This window comes from Bradyrhizobium sp. Pha-3 (assembly GCF_042258325.1).
In the GTDB taxonomy this organism is placed as follows: Bacteria; Pseudomonadota; Alphaproteobacteria; order Rhizobiales; family Xanthobacteraceae; genus Bradyrhizobium; species Bradyrhizobium elkanii.
The window spans coordinates 7,034,966-7,051,996 of record NZ_CP170151.1 but is presented as its reverse complement, the minus strand read 5'-3'; the positions used below and the strand labels follow the sequence as shown (position 1 = coordinate 7,051,996).

Sequence of the window (17,031 nt, the reverse complement as noted above, 5' to 3'; positions counted from 1 at the left end):
GCCCTCTCAAATGCTGTAGAAATCGAGCACGGTCGGGACGCGGTCGTTGACCAGCGTGATGACCTTGCGCGCGATCTTCCAGGTCTCGCCGTCACGCCGCAGCGTGTGCTCATAACGCCCGTGGCGCAGGTGCTCCTTCGCGACGCGCGGGTCGTAGACATGGACCGAGAACACCGAGTGGCAGCTGATCTCGTCAGGCCCGGTTTCAGACGCTTCCAGGTTCGAGATCTGGTGCACGGTGCGCGGCAGCGGCAGCGCGGTGATCGATTTGCGCGACTCGATTCGTGCGATCCGCTCTTCCAGCCCGCGCCGCGCATCGTGGTAGAGCAACGAGACCTGCGTGTCGGGATCGTTGGTGGTGGTGTACTCGTCGAGCCAGGCCGGCACCCAATAGATGGCATCCTCGCTGTACATCGCGACCCAGCCGGCCCATTCGCCGGTATCGAGCAGGCGCGCCTCGCGGAAGATGGTCGCGGCTGCGACCGCGTGGGCATCGGTTTGCCTGATTGCGCTGGCAGTCATCACGCCGTCTCCCCGGCGGCGTGCTGCAACAACCTGCGCCACTCGCGATAGCCGGGATGGAAGTTCGTCTCGCCGCCGAAGCTCGTGGGACCGAACGACCATTCGGAAGGGGTGATGCCGAGCTCGCGCGTGTGCGCGCTCTCGCCGTGGCCGACCTCCGCGACGCCGCGCAGATAACCCTGCGTGGGTGCGGCGGTCGTCGCGTCGTAGCCGGTCTGGCAGAACTCATACATGACGTTGTCGTCCGAGCTGGCCAACCCGGAGGCATTGAAGAAGTCTTCGTAGTTGCGAATGCGAAGCGTGCGCGCCGCGGCACTCTCGCCGACCGGAGCCAGGCAATGCGACACCATCTCGGTCTTGTCGGGCGCCAGCGGCCGCCAGGTCCGCACCTGCGCCGACAGGATGTCAATGACCTGCAGGTTCGGAAAGATCGTGAGGTTGCGCTGCCGCAGCATCCACTTGGCACGCGTGCTGCCGACGCGCTGCCGCACGGCGTCGAGACGCGCAGGATCCATGCCGAGCGGCCTGCCATAGAGCTGCGTCCGCTTGATCGACCAGTTGACGGCGTGGCCATAGTCGAAGCTGAAGCTGCCTTGCCCTTCCTGCTCGCCGTCCGGCTCCGCAGTGAATCCGGCATCCGGTCCGGCGCTGGCATTGCGCTTCTTCAGGATATCGACGTAGGAGCTGTGCGTGGTCGCGAAGTGATAGTAGTCGAGACCGTTCTCGAACTGCAGCTTCCAGTTTGCATCGAACGTGTAGGTGCTGGCGCCCGGCACGAACTCGACTTCACCGCTGTCGCTCTGATCGATGATGAGATCGAGGAACGCGCGGGTGTCGCCGAGAAACTCTTCCAGTTGCGGGACGTCGGCCGAAAGGCTGGCAAACAGGAATCCGCGATACGAACCGAGCCGCGCGACCGGAAGAAGGTCGTGATTGCTGTTCGAGAACGACGGCGGATATTGCCCGCTCGCTTCCTCCGTCACGGAGATGTTGCGGCCGCCCGAGTCGTAGGCCCAGCCGTGATAGCGGCAGACGTGAAACTTCTGCCGGCCCTGTTTGAAGGGACAGACGATCGTTCCGCGATGCCGGCAGGTGTTGAGGAATGCGCCGACGTTGCCCTCGGCGCTCCGCATCACCAGAATGGGATGCCGGCCGATATGGGTGGTGACGAAATCGTTGGGGCGGGCGACCTGGGATTCCAGGCCGATGAAATTCCACGTGGCCTCGAAGATATATCGCAGCTCGGCGTCGAACACGCCCGGATCGGTGAAGATCCGGCGATCGACTGCGAAGATGCGTTCGCCGGGGCGGTCGTCGATGAGCCGGGAAATCTCCCGCAACCGTGCCGCGTGGGTCTGCGAAGCAGCGTTCATAACGTCCTCCCTTCGACTAACCGCCGGCCGCGAAAACTCGCCCGCAGAGCCGCGTCACGGCTCGCGTCTTCTCACGGCGGGAACAGCCGGCTTGATCGCCAATCTTGGAATGACTCTATAGTTGTCATGACAACTATGGTCAAGCCGCCGATTGGTCGATCAGAAGCTGGAGCCGGATGCAACGGATACGGCCCGCGTGTCGGGCTACGGCGCGGAACGAGCAGATCGTTTGCCGTGGCGCGGCGTGTTCAGCTCTTGCGCGCCGGCGCGGTCAGGATGATTCCGTCATCGATCAGGGCGCGGCAGATCTTCTTCAGCGCGGCGATCGCTTCGCGCGTTGCCCGGCTCACCGGCCGTCCGCGCGGCAGCGCCAGCACGCGCTCGGCGCGCATCCACGGCAACAGCGCCGCCGACAGCACGCCGGCGGCCACCTCCTGGTGAATGCCCGAGAAGGGTAGCAGCGCGTAGCCGAGGCCCGATGCCACCATGCGTTTCATCGGCGTGCTGTTGTCGACCCGCACCGCGCAGAGCATGGTCGACGGGAACGGGTTGCGACTGAGCGGGGCCACCGCGGATGGCAAGGCGTCGAACTCCTTGCGGGTCAGTCGGCCGCGCTTCAGCAGCGGATCGCGCGACGGTCCGATCAGGAACACCTGCTCGACGACCAGCGTTTCATAGTCGAGATGATCGTTGGGCGACGGCGTCGTTACGATCGCCAGATCGAGTTCACCCCGCAGCAGGCGTTCGGATGCGCTTTCCGTCAGGCCCTCACTCAGTTCGAGTCGCACGCGTGGAAATTGCTTCACGAAGGCCTGGGCCAGCGGCGGATAGAGGATATCGCCGAGGCTCGGTGGCGCGCCGATCCGCACCGTACCGCTCGGCTCCCGATTTTCCGTGCGCACCTCGGCCTTGATGTCGTCGATCGTCCCAAGCAGCCAGCGCCCGCGCGCGAGCAGCACCTTGCCGGATTCCGTGACCGAGACCCCGCGTGCGCCGCGTTCGAGCAAGGCGCCGCCGAGTTCGTCTTCGAGTTCCTTGACGTGGCGGCTGAGCGCCGACTGGGCGACATTCAGCGTGCTCGCCGCCGCGGCAAAGCCGCCACGCTCGGCGACGGCGACGAAATAGCGGATCTGCCGCAGGTCCATGACGGGCACTCCATCTCAAATCGAGATGGATACCATATCAAGCATATTCTTGTGAGATACCAAAAAAGGAGCAGTCTCCTCCCAACGATCAAACGGAGGAGAGACGACGATGGGCATCGCCACCGATGAGGCACACCAGACGTCCGTATTCATTGCCGGCGGCGGGCCGGTCGGGCTTGCGATGTCACTGCTGCTCGATCGCTTCGGCATCGACTGCGTGGTGGTCGAGAAGAGCCCGACCACCACAGATCATCCCAAGTCGCGTGGCTGCTGGGTCCGCACCATGGAGATCTTCCGGCAATGGGGGATCGAGCAGGCGATCCGCGACCGCGGCCTGCAGGACAATTCCGACATGTTCGTGTTCCTCGACAGCATCGCGGGCCACGAGTTCGGCCGCACCCGTCCCGAACCGAATGTCGGGCATACCCCCGCCTGGAAGAGCCTGGTCGCGCAGGACGCCGTCGAGGAGGAAATCCTGCGGGTGGTCGAGAAGTCCCGACACGCGACGGTGCTGTTCAACACGGCCTGTGAATCGTTCGAGGAGACCAACAGCGGCGTCAACGTCACGACACGTTGCGAAAAGACCGGCGAGGTGACGCAGTGGACGGCGACCTACCTGATCGCCGCCGATGGCGCGGGCAGCCAGACGCGGCGCAGCGCCGGGATCGAGATGGTCGGGCCCTCGACGCTGGCGGTGATGTCGAACGAGTATTGGCGGGCCGATCTGTCGCGGCTGCCGATCGCGCGCGAGGCCGCCGGCTTCATCATCATCCCGGACAAGCCCGATCTGCCGCGCGCCGGCATCCTGAACACCAATGGCCGCGATCGTTGGCTGACCGTGACACAAATCGGCCTGACCAAGGACGATCGCGAGCGCCCTTGGACCGACCAGGAGTTCATCGAGATCGCGCGCGGCCATGTCGGCATTCGGGACCTCGACGTCACGCTTTTGAACCGCTCGATCTGGCGCGTCAGCATGCAGGTGGCCGAGACCTTTCGAAAGGGCCGGGTGTTTCTCGTCGGCGACTGCGCGCACCGCTTTCCGCCGACCGGCGGCTTCGGCCTGAACTCCGGCGTTCAGGACGCGCATAACCTCGCCTGGAAGCTCGCCTTCGTGTTGAAGGGTCTGGCGGATGAAAAGCTGCTCGACAGCTATTCCAGCGAGCGCCGCCCGATCGCGCAATCCAATGCCAATTTCAGCTACGGGAACCGATTGCGCTTTGGGCTGACCGATGACGCCGTGCGGTCGCGCGATCCAGACCGGATCAGGTTCTGGATCAACGATATGGACAATCATTTGCACAGTATCGGTCAGAACCTCGGCCACAATTACGAGGAGGGCGCGGTGATCCCTGATGGCACGGTCGCCAAGGCGTTGAACTCACGCTACTACACGCCGACCGACCGTCCCGGCGCGCGCTTTCCGCATATGTGGCTCGAGCCTTCGCGCAAGAAATCGACGCTCGACTGGTTCGACAAGGAATTCACCGTCGTCTCGGGCCCACTCGGCAGCGAGTGGCTGGAAGCGGGAAAACAGGTATCCGAGAGGATCGCCTTGCCGCTGTCGCTGAAGCAGTTGCCCTCAGCCGATCCGGCGGACGGATTCCAGTTGGGCATGCGCGGCGCCGTGCTGGTGCGCCCCGATGGGCATGTGGCGTGGCGGATGCCGTGGCTTCCGTCGGATCCGGCGAAGGAACTGGCCGGCGCGCTTTCCGCGCTGCTGCATTGACGGGGTCTTAGATGCAATCGTTCGAATCCAACGGCGTCGTCACGGCGTTTGAGAAAACCGGACATGGCGAACCGATCGTGCTGCTGCATGGCGGCGAGGCCGATCATTCGATGTTTGACGGCCTCGCGCCTGTCCTGGCGGCAAACTTCACGGTGATCGCTTACGACCAGCGCGACTCCGGCGCCACCAGGAATCCTCCCTCGGCCTATTCGCTGGCCGATCTGGCTGATGATGCCGCGGCCTTGATCATGGGGCTCGGCTACGATCATGCCCATGTCTTCGGAACCTCGCTGGGCGGGCAGATCGCGCAAGTGCTGGCGGCCCGCCATCCCGGCAGGATCGACCGCCTCATCCTGAGCAGCACCTGGAAGGTCAACAGAAGCCCGCTGGACGTCAATGCGGATGTCTTCCGCAAGCTTGCTTCCTGGCGCGCGGACACCATCGCCAACGCACCGAAGATCGCGGAGTTCTTCTTCCCGCCGGACTATCTGCGCGCGCGGCCAGAACTCATCGACATCTTCCGTGGCTCCAGCCGCGACGACGGCCAAAAGGCGCGACGCGGCGCCTTGCTCGCGCAGCCTGTCGACGCCGATTTGACAGGCTTCGATCGCCCGACGCTGCTGCTGGCGGGCGCCGACGACCGGCTGATCCCGAATCCAGAGACATTTGCGCTCGCCCGCGACCTTGCCTGCGTCGAGATGAAGACGATCGCGGACGCCGGTCACGTCGCGTCGATCCAGGCCCCCGAGCGGGTGGCGGAGGCGGTGACGGCATTTCTGAATTCAAAAAAGAAGGCGGCTTGACAACAACAGGGGGAGACCATGGCTGAGCAAGCGAACGCCGTGCCGTTCGATGAAGCGCCGGTGACGGCGCGCTATTGGCTATCGATCATCATCTTCGCCGTAACCGGCGTGGTCGATTTCTTCGACTTCTTTGTGGTCGGATTTCTGGTGTCGGTGCTGGCGCCGAAATGGCACCTGACGTTTGGGCAGACCTCGATCATGCTGATGAGTGCCGGCATCGGGGCGATGCTGGGGGCGTTCGTCGCGGGCATCCTCGCGGATCGTTTCGGGCGCAAGCCGCTGGCGATATCAGGCGTTCTGCTCTGCGGCCTGACCTCGGGCGCGATCGCGTTCATTCCGGAAGACGGCTGGGTTGCGTTTGCGATCCTGCGCTTCTTCGTCGGCTTCGGCCTTGCCGCCGGCGCGGCGGCGGCGGTTCCTGCCATCGTCGAATTTGCACCGACCCGTCATCGCACGCTGGTCACGAGCCTCGTGGTCGTGCCGGTCGCCTTTGGCGTGCTTTCGGCATCGGTGACGGCGAGCTTCCTGTTGCCGCTGGTTGGCTGGCGTGGACTGGCGGCGGTCGGGTTCTTGCCGATCATCCTCGGGATTCTGACCATGATCATCATGCCGGAATCGCCGCGCTGGCTCATCAGCAAGGGCCGCGTCCGCGAGGCGCAGGCGAGCATCCGAAAACTCTATCGGGTCGGCGGAGATGCGTTCGTCCTGCCCACGCTGCCGCCGGCGAACTCCGCGACATTTGCCGATCTCTTTGCCGAGCAGCGGCGCTTCTGGCTGACCGTCCTGATCTGGTTCGGCGCCAGCACGGCGAATTACGGTGTGTTCTTGTGGGGACCGACGATCGTGGCGCTGCTGCTTGGCGTCGCGCCCCAGGATGCGGCCAAGATGTTCATCTATGTCAGCCTCGCCGGCGTGCTCGGCCGGACCGGCTTCGCCTTCCTCGCCCATCGGATCGGCCGCAAGCCCTGTGGCCAGTTGATGGGCTACGGCACCGCGGTTTCGCTGGCGCTCGCCGCCTATTTTCACAACGACTTTGCCGGCTCGGTACCGTTGTTTCTGGTCTTCCTGGTCGTCGGCGCCGTGTTCTTCGACGGTGGATTTTCGAACATCGGGCCCTATCCGGCGGAAATCTTCCCGGTCCAGCTTTCGGGGCGCGCGGTCGGCCTTGCCCAGCTCTCGAACGGGATAGGCAAGATCGTAGGTCCGCTGTGTCTCGCATTGATCGCCGGTGCGGACAATCTCGTGCATCCAGGTGCGACCGCCTCAGCAGTGATGCCGGCGTTCTGCTTTCTTGCCGGCGCAGGCCTCTTGATCGGGCTCGCCTTTACATTCCTCGGCGTCGAGCCGCACGGGCGTCCGGTGGCCCTGTTCGGCGAAAACGCGGGCGCGGGCGCCGCACCGAAGTCGCTGGCCGCAAAAGCGGCAGCGGGACAGTGAAAAGACGAAAGGGCATACGATGGACCATGCGCGCGACACGATCGCAACGGCAGCGCCGTTCGATACTGCAAAGCTCGATCGGCTGATGGATGAGGCAGGGCTCGACATCCTGATCGTCACCTCGCGTCACAATGTGCAGTATTTGCTCGGTGGATATCGTTTCTTCTTCTTCGACGTCATGGAGGCGATAGGCACCAGCCGCTATCTGCCGGTGTTCGTCTATCAGAAAGGGCACCCGGAAAATTCCATCTACGTCGGCAATCGGATGGAGAAGTTCGAGCAGCAGCTCGGACGGATATGGGCGCCGACTGTCAGAGCAGAGGCGTGGGGAACGATCGATGCGGTCGGCCTCGCGATCGAGCATGTGAGAAAGCTCGGCGGGGCGGCCCTGCGTATCGGCATCGAGACAGGTTTCCTGCCGGCCGACGCCAGGGATCATCTGCTCTCGGGCTTGAACAACGCCGAATTCCGTGAGGCCCATTTCACACTCGAGCGCCTTCGTGCCGTCAAATCTCCCGCCGAACTGGAGCTCATCAGAGAGGCTTCCGAACGGGTCGTCGACGCGATGATGGCCACATTCAGAGTCTGCGCACCAGGCATGACCAAGAATGACGTCGTCGCTCGTCTGCGCCGCGAGGAGCAGGAACGCGATCTGGTCTTCGAATATTGCCTGATTGCCGCGGGCAAGAGCCATAACCGCGCGCCGTCGAACCAGCGTCTTGCGGAGGGCGACGTGATCTCGATCGATTCCGGAGGAAACTACCGGGGCTATATCGGCGATCTCAGCCGCATGGGCGTCCTGGGTGAGCCCGACAGCGAGCTTAGCGAGTTGCTGCAAGAGATCGAGGACATCCAGCAGGTGGCCCGGCGCGCGATCCGGCCGGGCGCCATGGGTGGCGACATCATCGCGGCGGGCGAGGTGGCCGTCAAAGCTTCCCCGCATCGCGCCGTGCTCGACTTCACCGCGCACGGCATTGGGCTTGTCAGTCACGAAGCGCCGCGCCTGACCGCGACTGGCCCGGTGCCTTACACGCCGTATGACGCCGACCGGCCGCTTGAGTGCGGCATGGTGATCTCGATCGAGACTGCGCTGCTGCATCCGACCCGTGGCTACATCAAGCTCGAGGACACGCTGATCGTCTCCGAAACAGGTTGGGAGGCACCCGGTGACCATGGCAGGGGATGGAATACATCGCGTCTCATGGCGTGAAGCGGTCAACGCCAGGGCGGCATTTTTGGCTGGGTCACCGATTCAGACTGCGGTGCTGGAGGCGTTCGTCGGCCAAGTTCGGAATACTAGAAATATACCCCTGAATTGCACGACGTGTCAAGTTGCCCGGTCGACGCCGGCCGCCAACGGCCACTTTGCATGGGGTTGTTTTCGATATTTTGGCAGCGCCCCCTGCGACGGCCCAGATGACTTCACAAGCGCTCGGCGAGGCGATTGATCCGGCGGTCTTGGCTTCACTCGTGCCTCCGGCCATGCGATGCTTCGAGCTGGATGCAGCGGCGGCTCCGTGCCGTCTGCTCGCCGGGTCGGCGCCGACGATGGGCAGGTGCAACCGATAAGGATTGCCTCCCATCGACAGAAGCGACCCGATGACCGCTAACGCGCTCCGCGATTACGCCCAAAGCATCCTGACCGCACGGGTCTACGACGTAGCGGTCGAGACGCCGCTCGATCCCATGCCGCGGCTCTCGGAACGCCTGTCGCGCGCCGTGCTGCTGAAGCGGGAAGACTTCCAGCCGATCTTCTCGTTCAAGCTTCGCGGCGCCTACAACAAGATCGTCAGGCTGCCGGACGCGCAGCGCAGGTTGGGCGTCATCTGCGCCTCGGCGGGCAATCATGCGCAGGGTGTCGCGCTGTCGGCGCGCAAGCTCGGCATTCCCGCGACGATCGTCATGCCGAGGACGACGCCCGCCATCAAGGTCGAGGCCGTCCGGCGTTTGGGCGGTGATGTTGTCCTGCATGGCGATACGTTCGACGACGCGCAGACCAAGGCCAGGGAGATCGAGGCCGCGCGTGGTTTGACCTTTGTGCATCCGTTCGACGATCCCGATGTGATCGCCGGCCAGGGCACCGTCGGGATGGAGATCCTGCGCCAGCATCCCGATCCGGTCGAGGCGATCTTCGTGCCGATCGGCGGCGGCGGACTGGCGGCCGGCGTGGCCGCCTTCGTGAAATTCCTCAACCCGTCGATCAAGGTCGTCGGCGTCGAGCCGGCGGACGCCGCATCGATGGCGGCCGCGCTCGCCAAGGACAACGTCGTCGCGCTGGATCAGGTCGGGCTGTTCGCCGACGGCGTCGCCGTCCGCAAGGTGGGAACCGAGACCTTCCGGCTCTGCCGCGACCTGCTCGACGAGGTCGTCACGGTGGACACCGACGCCATGTGCGCCGCCATCAAGGACATCTTCGACGACGTGCGATCGGTCGCCGAGCCCTCCGGGGCATTGGCGCTCGCTGGCCTCAAGGCTTACGCCGAGCGCGGCGCGCTAAGTGACGGAAGCCTGATTGCCGTCAACAGCGGGGCCAATCTGAATTTCGACCGGCTGCGCACCATTGCCGACCGCGCCGAGGTCGGCGAACATCGCGAGGCGCTGCTTGCCGTGACCGTGCCGGAGAAGCCGGGCAGCTATCGGCACTTCATCCGCATCCTCGGCTCGCGCGCGATCACGGAATTCAACTACCGCTTTGCCGAGACCACCGCGCCGGCGCAACTGTTCGTCGGCATCGCGCTGAGCCGCGGCGAGGTCGAGAAGCGGGAAGTCATGGAACTGCTTCGGCGCGAGGGCTATCCGATCCTCGATCTCAGCGAGAACGAGATGGCCAAGGACCATGTGCGCTACATGGTGGGCGGCCGCGCTCCGCTGCTCAAGGACGAGGTCATCTACCGCTTCGAGTTTCCGGAGCGTCCCGGCGCGTTGCTGAAATTCCTCGAGAGCCTGGCGCCCGACTGGAATATTTCGCTGTTCCACTACCGCAATCACGGCGCCGACTACGGACGCATTTTGGCAGGCATCGAGGTCAAGCCTCACGAGCGCACCCGGTTCGTACAGGCGCTGGATGCGCTCGGCTATCCCTACTGGAACGAGAGCGAAAATCCGGCCTACCGCCTGTTTCTCTCCGCCGAGAGGGGATGAAGCACCGAGCCCTTCCGTCGACCAACGGTCAGCGATCGGCGGTCAGTTGCTGGCGGTAGCGCTCGGCGTCCCAATTCAGCAGCGCATGCTCGTTCTCCGCCGTCAGATAATTGACCCGTGCGGTCAGGGGCAGGCGGCAGGTGACCAATGCGAGGCAGCTCAGCATGGCTTCCGCGCCGTCGCTCGCATCGTCGCGGATAAGGCTGCCGAGGTCTGGGACAAGAAGCGCCACCGGCGGCGGCAGGCCGTTCGCGGTGGTCTGCGCGATCATGGCGCTCAGCTTCTCGCGATGCTCCAGGACCGGCAGGCCCGGGCCAAGGAATACGACGTGATCGGGATACAACGAGCCGCTGGTCGCGATCGCGCGGCTGTAGCGGTCGGTGGCGATGTCGTGACCGCGAGGATCCCGCGGCAGGCGATAGTTGCTGCCCGCGCAGATCGTGCGGAGCGCGTCATGATCTGCGGTCGGCGCGCTGCGCTGCTCGAGGGCGAGGCGTTGCTCGACGTCGGCGACCAAAGCCTCGGCGGCATCGCAGGTGGCCGCACCGACCACCAGGCCGTGATTGCCGAGGATCAGGACGTCGACCGTATCCTGTGCGATCGCTTCGCTGACCGCGCGTGCGAGCGGCAGCCCCGGGTGGTGATAGTCGAGATAACGCCACGCCAGTCCGTCCAGGCGCCGGGAAAATTCGTCGCGGGCGTCGGTGCGCACCGCCCATGCGATGGTGTTGACGGAATGGACGTGCAGCACGATCCGCTGCGGCATCAGCGCATGCAGCGAGGTCTCGATCGAGGCGCGCAGCGTCGTCCCGGCGTTCGGCGCCAGCGGCACGCGTTCGTCGCCCAGCATCAGCGCCGCGCGCGCGGCCGACAAGGCGACCGGCACGAAAATCTCCCTGTCCTCGGCATCAGCGAGCCAGGTACCCGACGCCTTCACCCACAGCACGTCGCCATCCTTGACCGACGAATTGCCGCCGGCGCCTTGCACCAGCAGGATATTCCTGCCGACGCGTGCCGACATGCGGCGCAGTTCATCCAGCATTTGAGGCGGTCGCATCGGGGCTGTTCTCACCAGGTCAGATGGTCCATCGTCCAGTGCGGCATCCGCGCCGCCGTGCCGGCCACGGTCTTGATCGCCCGCGGCAGATCGCTCGCTTGCGATAGCGTCGCGCGGTGGGCGCCGGAGCCGATCAGCAGGGTCAGCATGCCGGCGGTGCGTCCACCGGCGATATCGTGATCGAGGGAGTCGCCGATGACGAGAATCCGGTCCGGCGGCGGCCGTCCCAATTGATCGCGCGCAGCGGCAAACATCGGTGGATACGGCTTGCCGACGAACAGCACGGTGCCGCCGAGCGAATGATAGAATGCGGCGAGTGCGCCCGGCGCAGGGATCAGCCCCGCGACTCCGAACATCACGAGATCGGGATTGGCGCACAGCATTGGCAGTTGGCGTGCGGCAGCGGTTGCAAGCGGCTCATGCCAGCGTTCGGGCTCGGCCGCGTCATCGTCGAGCCCGCCGAGCAGGATGAAGTCGGCGTCGCGCATGTTCGAGGCCATCACAAGGTCGGTGCCGTCGACGATCGAGCGGTCACCGTCGCGCGAGATCAGGAAGCAGGCGCGTCCAAGCTCGGCAAAGGGAGCCTGCTCGCGCGCATGCAGGCCGCGCCAGGTGACCTCGCCCGAGGACAACACGCCGTCATAGACGTCGGGCGGCAGGCCGAGCGTCGCGAGCCGCCGCTGATTGCTGCCGGCGCGCTTGCCGGAGTTGGAGAGGATCAGGATGCGCTTGCCGGCCTCGCGCAGCCTTGCCACGCAATCCAGTGCCGCGGGAAACACCGCCATGCCCTCGTGCAGCGTGCCCCATTGGTCGAGCAGGACATGATCGAAGCGGTCGGCGATGACGTGGAGGCCGGCGATCGCGGTCGCATCGGCCTTCATGGCGGACCTCCGTTCAGCGCGAGCAGCGCGGCGCCGTAGCTCGCCTCGGTCTGTTCGGCGACCGAGACGGGAACGCCGAGCACGCGGTGCCGGATCCGGGTCCAGGCGTCGTTCTTCGCGCCGCCGCCGATGCCGATGACGCGGCGAAGGCGCGGCGCACCGAGCCGCGCCAGCTGGCGGTAGGCGAGGGCTTCCACCGAGGCGATACCCTCGAGCAGACCCTGGAAGAAGCGGCAATCTTCCGCCGGACGCGGCGTGACCCGCGCGACCAGCGCCGGATCGGCGATCGGAAAGCGTTCGCCGGGTTTTGGAAGTGGATAATAGTCGAGCCCGGTCGGCTGGTCCGGCGTCAGCTGCGGTGTCAGCTGCTCCATCTCGGCGGCGGTGAAATGCACCAGCAAAGCGGCGCCGCCGGAGTTCGAGGCGCCGCCGGCAAGCCAGCGTTCGCCGAGCCGGTGCGAATAGACGCCCTGGTCGGCCGCGAAGATCGGTTGGGTCGCAAGCTGCTTGACCACCAGCGTGGTGCCGAGCGAGGTGACGGCATCGCCCGGCTGGTCGGCACGCGTCGCGATGAAGGCCGCAACGCCATCGGTGGTGCCGGCGGCGACCTGCGCTGTGGGCGGCAGCCCGAGCGACCGCGCAATTTGCGGATCGATCTCGGCGAATGGCGTGCCCGGCACCAGCACGTCGGGGAGCAGATCGTCGCGCACGCCGAGCTGGTCAAGCCAGGGCGGCCAGACGCGCGCGACCGGGTCGTAGCCGAGCTTCAGCGCGTTGTTCTCGTCGCTGATGCCGTGATGGCTCGCGAGCCGGCCGGCGATCCAGTCCGCCTGGTGAACGGCGTGGCGCGCATCGCCGATATAGTCGTGGCTCAGCAGATAGAGCAGCTTGGCCAGCGCGCTGCTCGCGCCATGCGCGCCGCTCTCGCGCGGGGCGACCGCCGCGACGCGCGTCGCCTCACGCGTGGCGCGTGCATCATTGTACATCAGACCCGGCGAGCAGGGCCGACCGGCGGCGTCGACCAGCAGCAGCGTGCCCGACGTACCGTCGACGACGATGCGCGTGACGTCGCCGAGACCGACGCTCCCGCCGAGCTTGCGGATGGCCGCCACCGCGGCCTGCCACCACAGCTCCGGTGTCTGGTCGATGGCGTTGCCGTCGACGCGCGGTACGGGCAGCGCGACGGACGCGAAGCCACGGATGCTGGCCTGCGGGTCGATGGCGCAGGCGCGCACGCCGCCGGTTCCGACATCAATGCCGAGATACAAACCTCCCATGCGACCTCATCGCTCTCTGGTGCGCGCGCGTCGACATTGGTTGCGCTGCAGCACGTTTGGGGGATTGACGCCCCGTTCGGCCTCTGCAATTTTTTGCAGTACGTGAAGAAATTTGCAAGCGGACTTTTCCTGATATGACACCCCCGCCCGACAGGCTGCCGGTAATCGACGGCGAGGCGTCGCTCGCGACGCGCGCGGCGTGGCTGTATTTCGCGGCGGGGCTCACCCAGTCGGAGGTCGCTGACCGCCTCAACATCCAGAGCACCAAAGCGCATCGCCTGATCGCGCGCGCCAGCCGCGAGGGCATGATCCGTGTGTTCGTCGAGGGACCGGTCGCCGAATGTGTCGCGCTGGAAAACGATCTCGTGCAGCGCTTCGGCCTCTCGTTCTGCCGCGTCGCACCTGATCTCGGCGAGAGCGACCTGCCGCTGAAGGCGCTGGCGCTGGAAGGCGCGAGCTTCCTGCGCCAGATCCTGGAGCGCGGCCAGGACAAGGTGATCGGCTTCGGCCATGGCCGCACGCTCGCGGCGGTCGTGGAGCAGATGCCGCAGACGCCGGCACGCGACGCGCAATTCGTGTCGTTGCTCGGCGGATTGACGCGGAAATTTGCCGCCAATCCGTTCGACGTGATTCACAAGCTCGCCGAGCGCACCGACGCGGAAGCCTATCTGCTGCCGGTGCCGGTGTTCGCCAATTCGGTCGCCGACCGCGCCGTGCTGATGCAGCAATTCGGCATCGCCGACGTGTTCGCGCTGGCGCGCAAGGCCTCGCTGCTGTTCGTCGGCATCGGCCAGGTCAGCCGCGACGGCTTCCTGGTGTCGAGCGGCATGATCAAGCCCGACGAGGTCGTCGAGCTGAAGCGCGTCGGCGCCTGCGCCGATCTGCTCGGACATTTCTTCAGCGCCGACGGAACGGTGCTGGACACCGATCTGTCGGCCCGTGCCACCTCCATGAGCATGGCCGATCTCAGGAAGCACCGCATCGTCGCCATCGCCGGCGGGCCGGCCAAGGTGACCGCACTGCGCGGCGTGCTGCGCAGCGGCGTGCTGCACGGCCTCATCATCGACGAAGCGACCGCAAAGGCGCTCGCCACCGACAAGCCGGAGACCACATCCGGCAAGACAAGAAGCAAGACCCGGAAGGACACATAAAACAAGCGTCAACAAGGAGAGGAAATACATGTTCGATCGCGAGAAGAATCTGTTCGACTCCTACGCTGCCAAACGCATCAGCCGCCGCGATCTCCTGGACGGCGCCGCCAAGCTCGGCATCGCGGGCATCGCCGCCAACGCCGCCTTCGCCTCCTCGATGTCGAAGGCGATGGCCGCCGACTTCAACTGGAAGGCCCAGAGCGGCAAGAGCGTCAAGCTGCTGCTCAACAAGCATCCCTATGTCGATGCGATGATCGGCGACATCGAGGCGTTCAAGTCGCTCACCGGCATGAACGTCACCTACGACATCTTCCCGGAGGACGTCTATTTCGACAAGGTGACGGCGGCGCTGTCGTCGAAGTCGGACCAGTACGATGCCTTCATGACCGGCGCCTACATGACCTGGACCTATGGTCCGGCGGGCTGGATCGAAGACCTCAACACCTACATCAAGGATCCAGCCAAGACCAATCCGGCCTTCGCCTGGGACGACGTGCTGCCGGGCCTGCGCGCCTCGACCGCGTGGGACGGCGTCGCCGGCTCCGAGCTCGGCTCGGGCAAGGCCAAGCAGTGGTGCATCCCCTGGGGCTATGAGCTCAACAACATCACCTACAACCGCAACGTCTTCGACAAGGTGGGCGTCAAGCCGCCGAAGAACCTCGACGAGATGCTGGAGGTCGCGGCCAAGATCACCAAGGACGCCGGCGGTCCCTACGGCGTCGGCGTGCGCGGCTCGCGCTCCTGGGCGACCATCCATCCCGGCTTCCTGTCGGCCTATTCGAACTTCGGCCAGAAGGATTTCGTGATGGAGGGCGGCAAGCTGAAGGCCGCGATGAACACCAAGGCCTCGAAGGATTTCCACGACAAATGGGTCAAGATGATCCAGACCTCGGGCCCGAAGAACTGGTCGACCTACACCTGGTACCAGGTCGGCACCGATCTCGGCGCCGGCGCCTCGGGCATGATCTTCGATGCCGACATCCTCGGCTACTTCATGAACGGCGGCGACAACAAGGAGAAGGGGCATCTCGGCTATGCGCCGTTCGCGGCCAATCCGGCCGCCAAGGCGCCGACCCCGAACGTCTGGATCTGGTCGCTCGCGATGTCGAGCTTCTCCAAGCAGAAGGAGGCGGCCTGGCTGTTCATGCAGTGGGCGGCATCCGTCGAGCACGATCTGTTCGGCGCGCGCAAGATGGACTTCGTCAACCCGGTGCGTGCATCGGTGTGGAAAGACAGCGAATTCCGCGACCGCATCGCGAAATCCTATCCCGGCTATCTCGAGCAGCACGACATGTCGTCGCCCGGCGCCAAGATCTACTTCACGGCGCAGCCGCTGTTCTTCGACCTGACGACCGAATGGGCCGCCTCGCTGCAGAAGATGGTGGCGAAGGAGGTCAGTGTCGACGAGGGGCTCGACAAGCTCGCCGACAGCATCAACCGGCAGCTCAAGCAGGCCGGTCTCGGCTGACGGATCAACTGTGCGGTGCCTGATCCCCCGCACCGCACCCATCCGCCGGCTCGGACCCTTGTCCCATCCGAGCCGGCGGCGTTTGCCAGCCGAACGCGATCTCTTATCATCATGAGCATGGTCCAACTTCTCCAGACGAACGCGCAGGCAGCGCCGGCCAAACCAAGGCCGCGCGTGCGCCTCTTGCCCTATCTGCTCAGCCTGCCGGCGCTGCTCGTCTGCGTGGCGATCCTGGTTCCGTTCGTGACCGCGGCGGTCTACTCGCTGCAGCGCTACCGGCTGAACCTGCCGCATCTGCGCGGCTTCATCGGCGCCGGAAACTACATCGACTTCCTGTCCGACCCGGCGTTCTGGAATACGTTCCAGGTCTCGATCACCTATACTGTGGTCACGGTCGTGCTCGAGCTGCTGCTCGGTCTTGGCATTGCGCTGCTGCTGCGCCGGCCGACCCGCTTCCACAACGCGGTGTCGATCATGCTGCTGCTGCCGCTGATGACGGCGCCGGCGATCGCCGCGCTGATGTGGAAGCTGATGACCAATCCGAGCTTCGGCATCTTGTCCTATTTCGTAAGTCTGTTCGGCGTCACCGATTTCAAATGGGCCTCCGATCCGTCGAGCGCGCTGTTCACGGTCGTGCTGGTCGATGTCTGGGTCTACACGCCCTTCATCATGATCCTGCTGCTCGCCGGCCTGCGCTCGCTGCCGCGGCAGCCGTTCGAGGCCGCGGCGCTCGACGGCGTGCCGGCGAGCTTCGTCTTCTTCCGCATCACGCTGCCGATGCTTGCGCCTTACATCATCACGGCGTCGCTGTTCCGGCTGCTCGATTCGATCCAGCAGTTCGACATCATCTATGCGATGACGCAGGGCGGGCCGGGCGACCGGCTGATGGTGTTCCAGGTGCAGGCCTATCTGGAATTCTTCCAGTACACCAATGTCGGCCGATCGGCGGCGCTGTTGATGATCCTCTGGCTCATCACCAACATCCTGTCGAATATCTTCATCAAGAACTGGCTGCGGCTGCGCGCGCGTGCGCACGGCCACGCGTGA

General features: G+C 65.2%; 14 protein-coding genes. 8 read left to right on the top strand and 6 right to left on the bottom strand.

Translation table 11 applies throughout. The features are described from left to right. Nucleotides 1-6: 6 nt before the first annotated feature. The 3 genes from ACE10X_RS33655 to ACE10X_RS33645 all read right to left on the bottom strand — a co-directional run bounded on the left by ACE10X_RS33655 (nucleotide 7) and on the right by ACE10X_RS33645 (nucleotide 3,040). Nucleotides 7-522, bottom strand: coding sequence for an aromatic-ring-hydroxylating dioxygenase subunit beta (locus ACE10X_RS33655; RefSeq protein ID WP_051002799.1), 516 nt, complete (start codon nucleotides 520-522; stop codon nucleotides 7-9). Beyond that, nucleotides 522-1,895, bottom strand: a complete 1,374-nt coding sequence (locus ACE10X_RS33650) for an SRPBCC family protein (RefSeq protein WP_038382865.1) — start codon at nucleotides 1,893-1,895, stop codon at nucleotides 522-524. Before ACE10X_RS33650 ends, ACE10X_RS33655 begins: the two co-directional genes overlap by 1 nt. A 248-nt stretch (nucleotides 1,896-2,143) precedes the next feature. After that, on the bottom strand, nucleotides 2,144-3,040 hold the full coding sequence (locus ACE10X_RS33645; RefSeq protein ID WP_051002802.1) for a LysR family transcriptional regulator: 897 nt from the start codon (nucleotides 3,038-3,040) through the stop codon (nucleotides 2,144-2,146). A gap of 109 nt (nucleotides 3,041-3,149) precedes the next feature. On the opposite strand from ACE10X_RS33645, the gene ACE10X_RS33640 reads away from it, so the two are divergent. The 5 genes from ACE10X_RS33640 to ilvA all read left to right on the top strand — a co-directional run bounded on the left by ACE10X_RS33640 (nucleotide 3,150) and on the right by ilvA (nucleotide 10,150). After that, nucleotides 3,150-4,769 carry an FAD-dependent monooxygenase gene (locus ACE10X_RS33640; RefSeq protein ID WP_375763416.1) on the top strand — a complete coding sequence of 540 codons (1,620 nt, stop codon included), beginning with the start codon at nucleotides 3,150-3,152 and terminating at the stop codon, nucleotides 4,767-4,769. Between the two features lie 11 nt (nucleotides 4,770-4,780). Beyond that, nucleotides 4,781-5,572 (top strand): alpha/beta fold hydrolase, encoded by a 792-nt coding sequence (locus tag ACE10X_RS33635; RefSeq protein WP_051002806.1) that lies wholly within the window; start codon nucleotides 4,781-4,783, stop codon nucleotides 5,570-5,572. 18 nt (nucleotides 5,573-5,590) lie between these two features. Continuing rightward, complete coding sequence (locus ACE10X_RS33630) at nucleotides 5,591-7,009, top strand: MFS transporter (protein ID WP_038382869.1); 1,419 nt, start codon at nucleotides 5,591-5,593, stop codon at nucleotides 7,007-7,009. Nucleotides 7,010-7,028: 19 nt separating this feature from the next. Further along, complete coding sequence (locus ACE10X_RS33625; protein WP_038382870.1) at nucleotides 7,029-8,219, top strand: Xaa-Pro peptidase family protein; 1,191 nt, start codon at nucleotides 7,029-7,031, stop codon at nucleotides 8,217-8,219. Nucleotides 8,220-8,608: 389 nt separating this feature from the next. Next, nucleotides 8,609-10,150: a threonine ammonia-lyase, biosynthetic gene (gene ilvA / locus ACE10X_RS33620; protein ID WP_038382871.1), complete on the top strand. Its 1,542-nt coding sequence runs from the start codon at nucleotides 8,609-8,611 to the stop codon at nucleotides 10,148-10,150. 28 nt (nucleotides 10,151-10,178) lie between these two features. Here the strand turns inward: ilvA and ACE10X_RS33615 are convergent, their stop codons facing one another. From ACE10X_RS33615 to ACE10X_RS33605, 3 genes are read right to left on the bottom strand one after another with little or no spacing between them, the layout of a single operon-like run. After that, nucleotides 10,179-11,207, bottom strand: a complete 1,029-nt coding sequence (locus tag ACE10X_RS33615; RefSeq protein WP_038382872.1) for a class II aldolase/adducin family protein — start codon at nucleotides 11,205-11,207, stop codon at nucleotides 10,179-10,181. Nucleotides 11,208-11,218: 11 nt separating this feature from the next. After that, complete coding sequence (locus tag ACE10X_RS33610) at nucleotides 11,219-12,088, bottom strand: TIGR01459 family HAD-type hydrolase (RefSeq protein WP_038382873.1); 870 nt, start codon at nucleotides 12,086-12,088, stop codon at nucleotides 11,219-11,221. Next, a complete protein-coding gene (locus ACE10X_RS33605; protein ID WP_038382874.1) occupies nucleotides 12,085-13,365 on the bottom strand; it encodes an FGGY-family carbohydrate kinase in 1,281 nt (426 codons plus the stop codon). The genes ACE10X_RS33610 and ACE10X_RS33605 overlap by 4 nt, the downstream gene beginning before the upstream one ends. A gap of 134 nt (nucleotides 13,366-13,499) precedes the next feature. On the opposite strand from ACE10X_RS33605, the gene ACE10X_RS33600 reads away from it, so the two are divergent. From ACE10X_RS33600 to ACE10X_RS33590, 3 genes are all read left to right on the top strand, one after another. Continuing rightward, nucleotides 13,500-14,516: a sugar-binding transcriptional regulator gene (locus ACE10X_RS33600; protein WP_038382875.1), complete on the top strand. Its 1,017-nt coding sequence runs from the start codon at nucleotides 13,500-13,502 to the stop codon at nucleotides 14,514-14,516. 28 nt (nucleotides 14,517-14,544) lie between these two features. Further along, nucleotides 14,545-15,984: an extracellular solute-binding protein gene (locus tag ACE10X_RS33595; protein WP_016846935.1), complete on the top strand. Its 1,440-nt coding sequence runs from the start codon at nucleotides 14,545-14,547 to the stop codon at nucleotides 15,982-15,984. A 117-nt stretch (nucleotides 15,985-16,101) separates the two neighbouring features. Further along, the gene (locus ACE10X_RS33590; protein WP_028341200.1) at nucleotides 16,102-17,031 is read left to right on the top strand and encodes a carbohydrate ABC transporter permease; all 930 of its coding nucleotides are present in this window, start codon (nucleotides 16,102-16,104) and stop codon (nucleotides 17,029-17,031) included.

Bases quoted from the DNA above. Each gene is read 5' to 3' on its own strand.
- ACE10X_RS33645 (WP_051002802.1), bottom strand. From the start codon at position 3,040: ATGGACCTGCGGCAGATCCGCTATTTCGTCGCCGTCGCCGAGCGTGGC.
- ilvA (WP_038382871.1), top strand. From the start codon at position 8,609: ATGACCGCTAACGCGCTCCGCGATTACGCCCAAAGCATCCTGACCGCA.
- ACE10X_RS33605 (WP_038382874.1), bottom strand. From the start codon at position 13,365: ATGGGAGGTTTGTATCTCGGCATTGATGTCGGAACCGGCGGCGTGCGC.
- ACE10X_RS33655 (WP_051002799.1), bottom strand. From the start codon at position 522: ATGACTGCCAGCGCAATCAGGCAAACCGATGCCCACGCGGTCGCAGCC.
- ACE10X_RS33630 (WP_038382869.1), top strand. From the start codon at position 5,591: ATGGCTGAGCAAGCGAACGCCGTGCCGTTCGATGAAGCGCCGGTGACG.
- ACE10X_RS33625 (WP_038382870.1), top strand. From the start codon at position 7,029: ATGGACCATGCGCGCGACACGATCGCAACGGCAGCGCCGTTCGATACT.
- ACE10X_RS33610 (WP_038382873.1), bottom strand. From the start codon at position 12,088: ATGAAGGCCGATGCGACCGCGATCGCCGGCCTCCACGTCATCGCCGAC.
- ACE10X_RS33640 (WP_375763416.1), top strand. From the start codon at position 3,150: ATGGGCATCGCCACCGATGAGGCACACCAGACGTCCGTATTCATTGCC.
- ACE10X_RS33590 (WP_028341200.1), top strand. From the start codon at position 16,102: ATGGTCCAACTTCTCCAGACGAACGCGCAGGCAGCGCCGGCCAAACCA.
- ACE10X_RS33595 (WP_016846935.1), top strand. From the start codon at position 14,545: ATGTTCGATCGCGAGAAGAATCTGTTCGACTCCTACGCTGCCAAACGC.
- ACE10X_RS33650 (WP_038382865.1), bottom strand. From the start codon at position 1,895: ATGAACGCTGCTTCGCAGACCCACGCGGCACGGTTGCGGGAGATTTCC.
- ACE10X_RS33635 (WP_051002806.1), top strand. From the start codon at position 4,781: ATGCAATCGTTCGAATCCAACGGCGTCGTCACGGCGTTTGAGAAAACC.
- ACE10X_RS33615 (WP_038382872.1), bottom strand. From the start codon at position 11,207: ATGCGACCGCCTCAAATGCTGGATGAACTGCGCCGCATGTCGGCACGC.
- ACE10X_RS33600 (WP_038382875.1), top strand. From the start codon at position 13,500: ATGACACCCCCGCCCGACAGGCTGCCGGTAATCGACGGCGAGGCGTCG.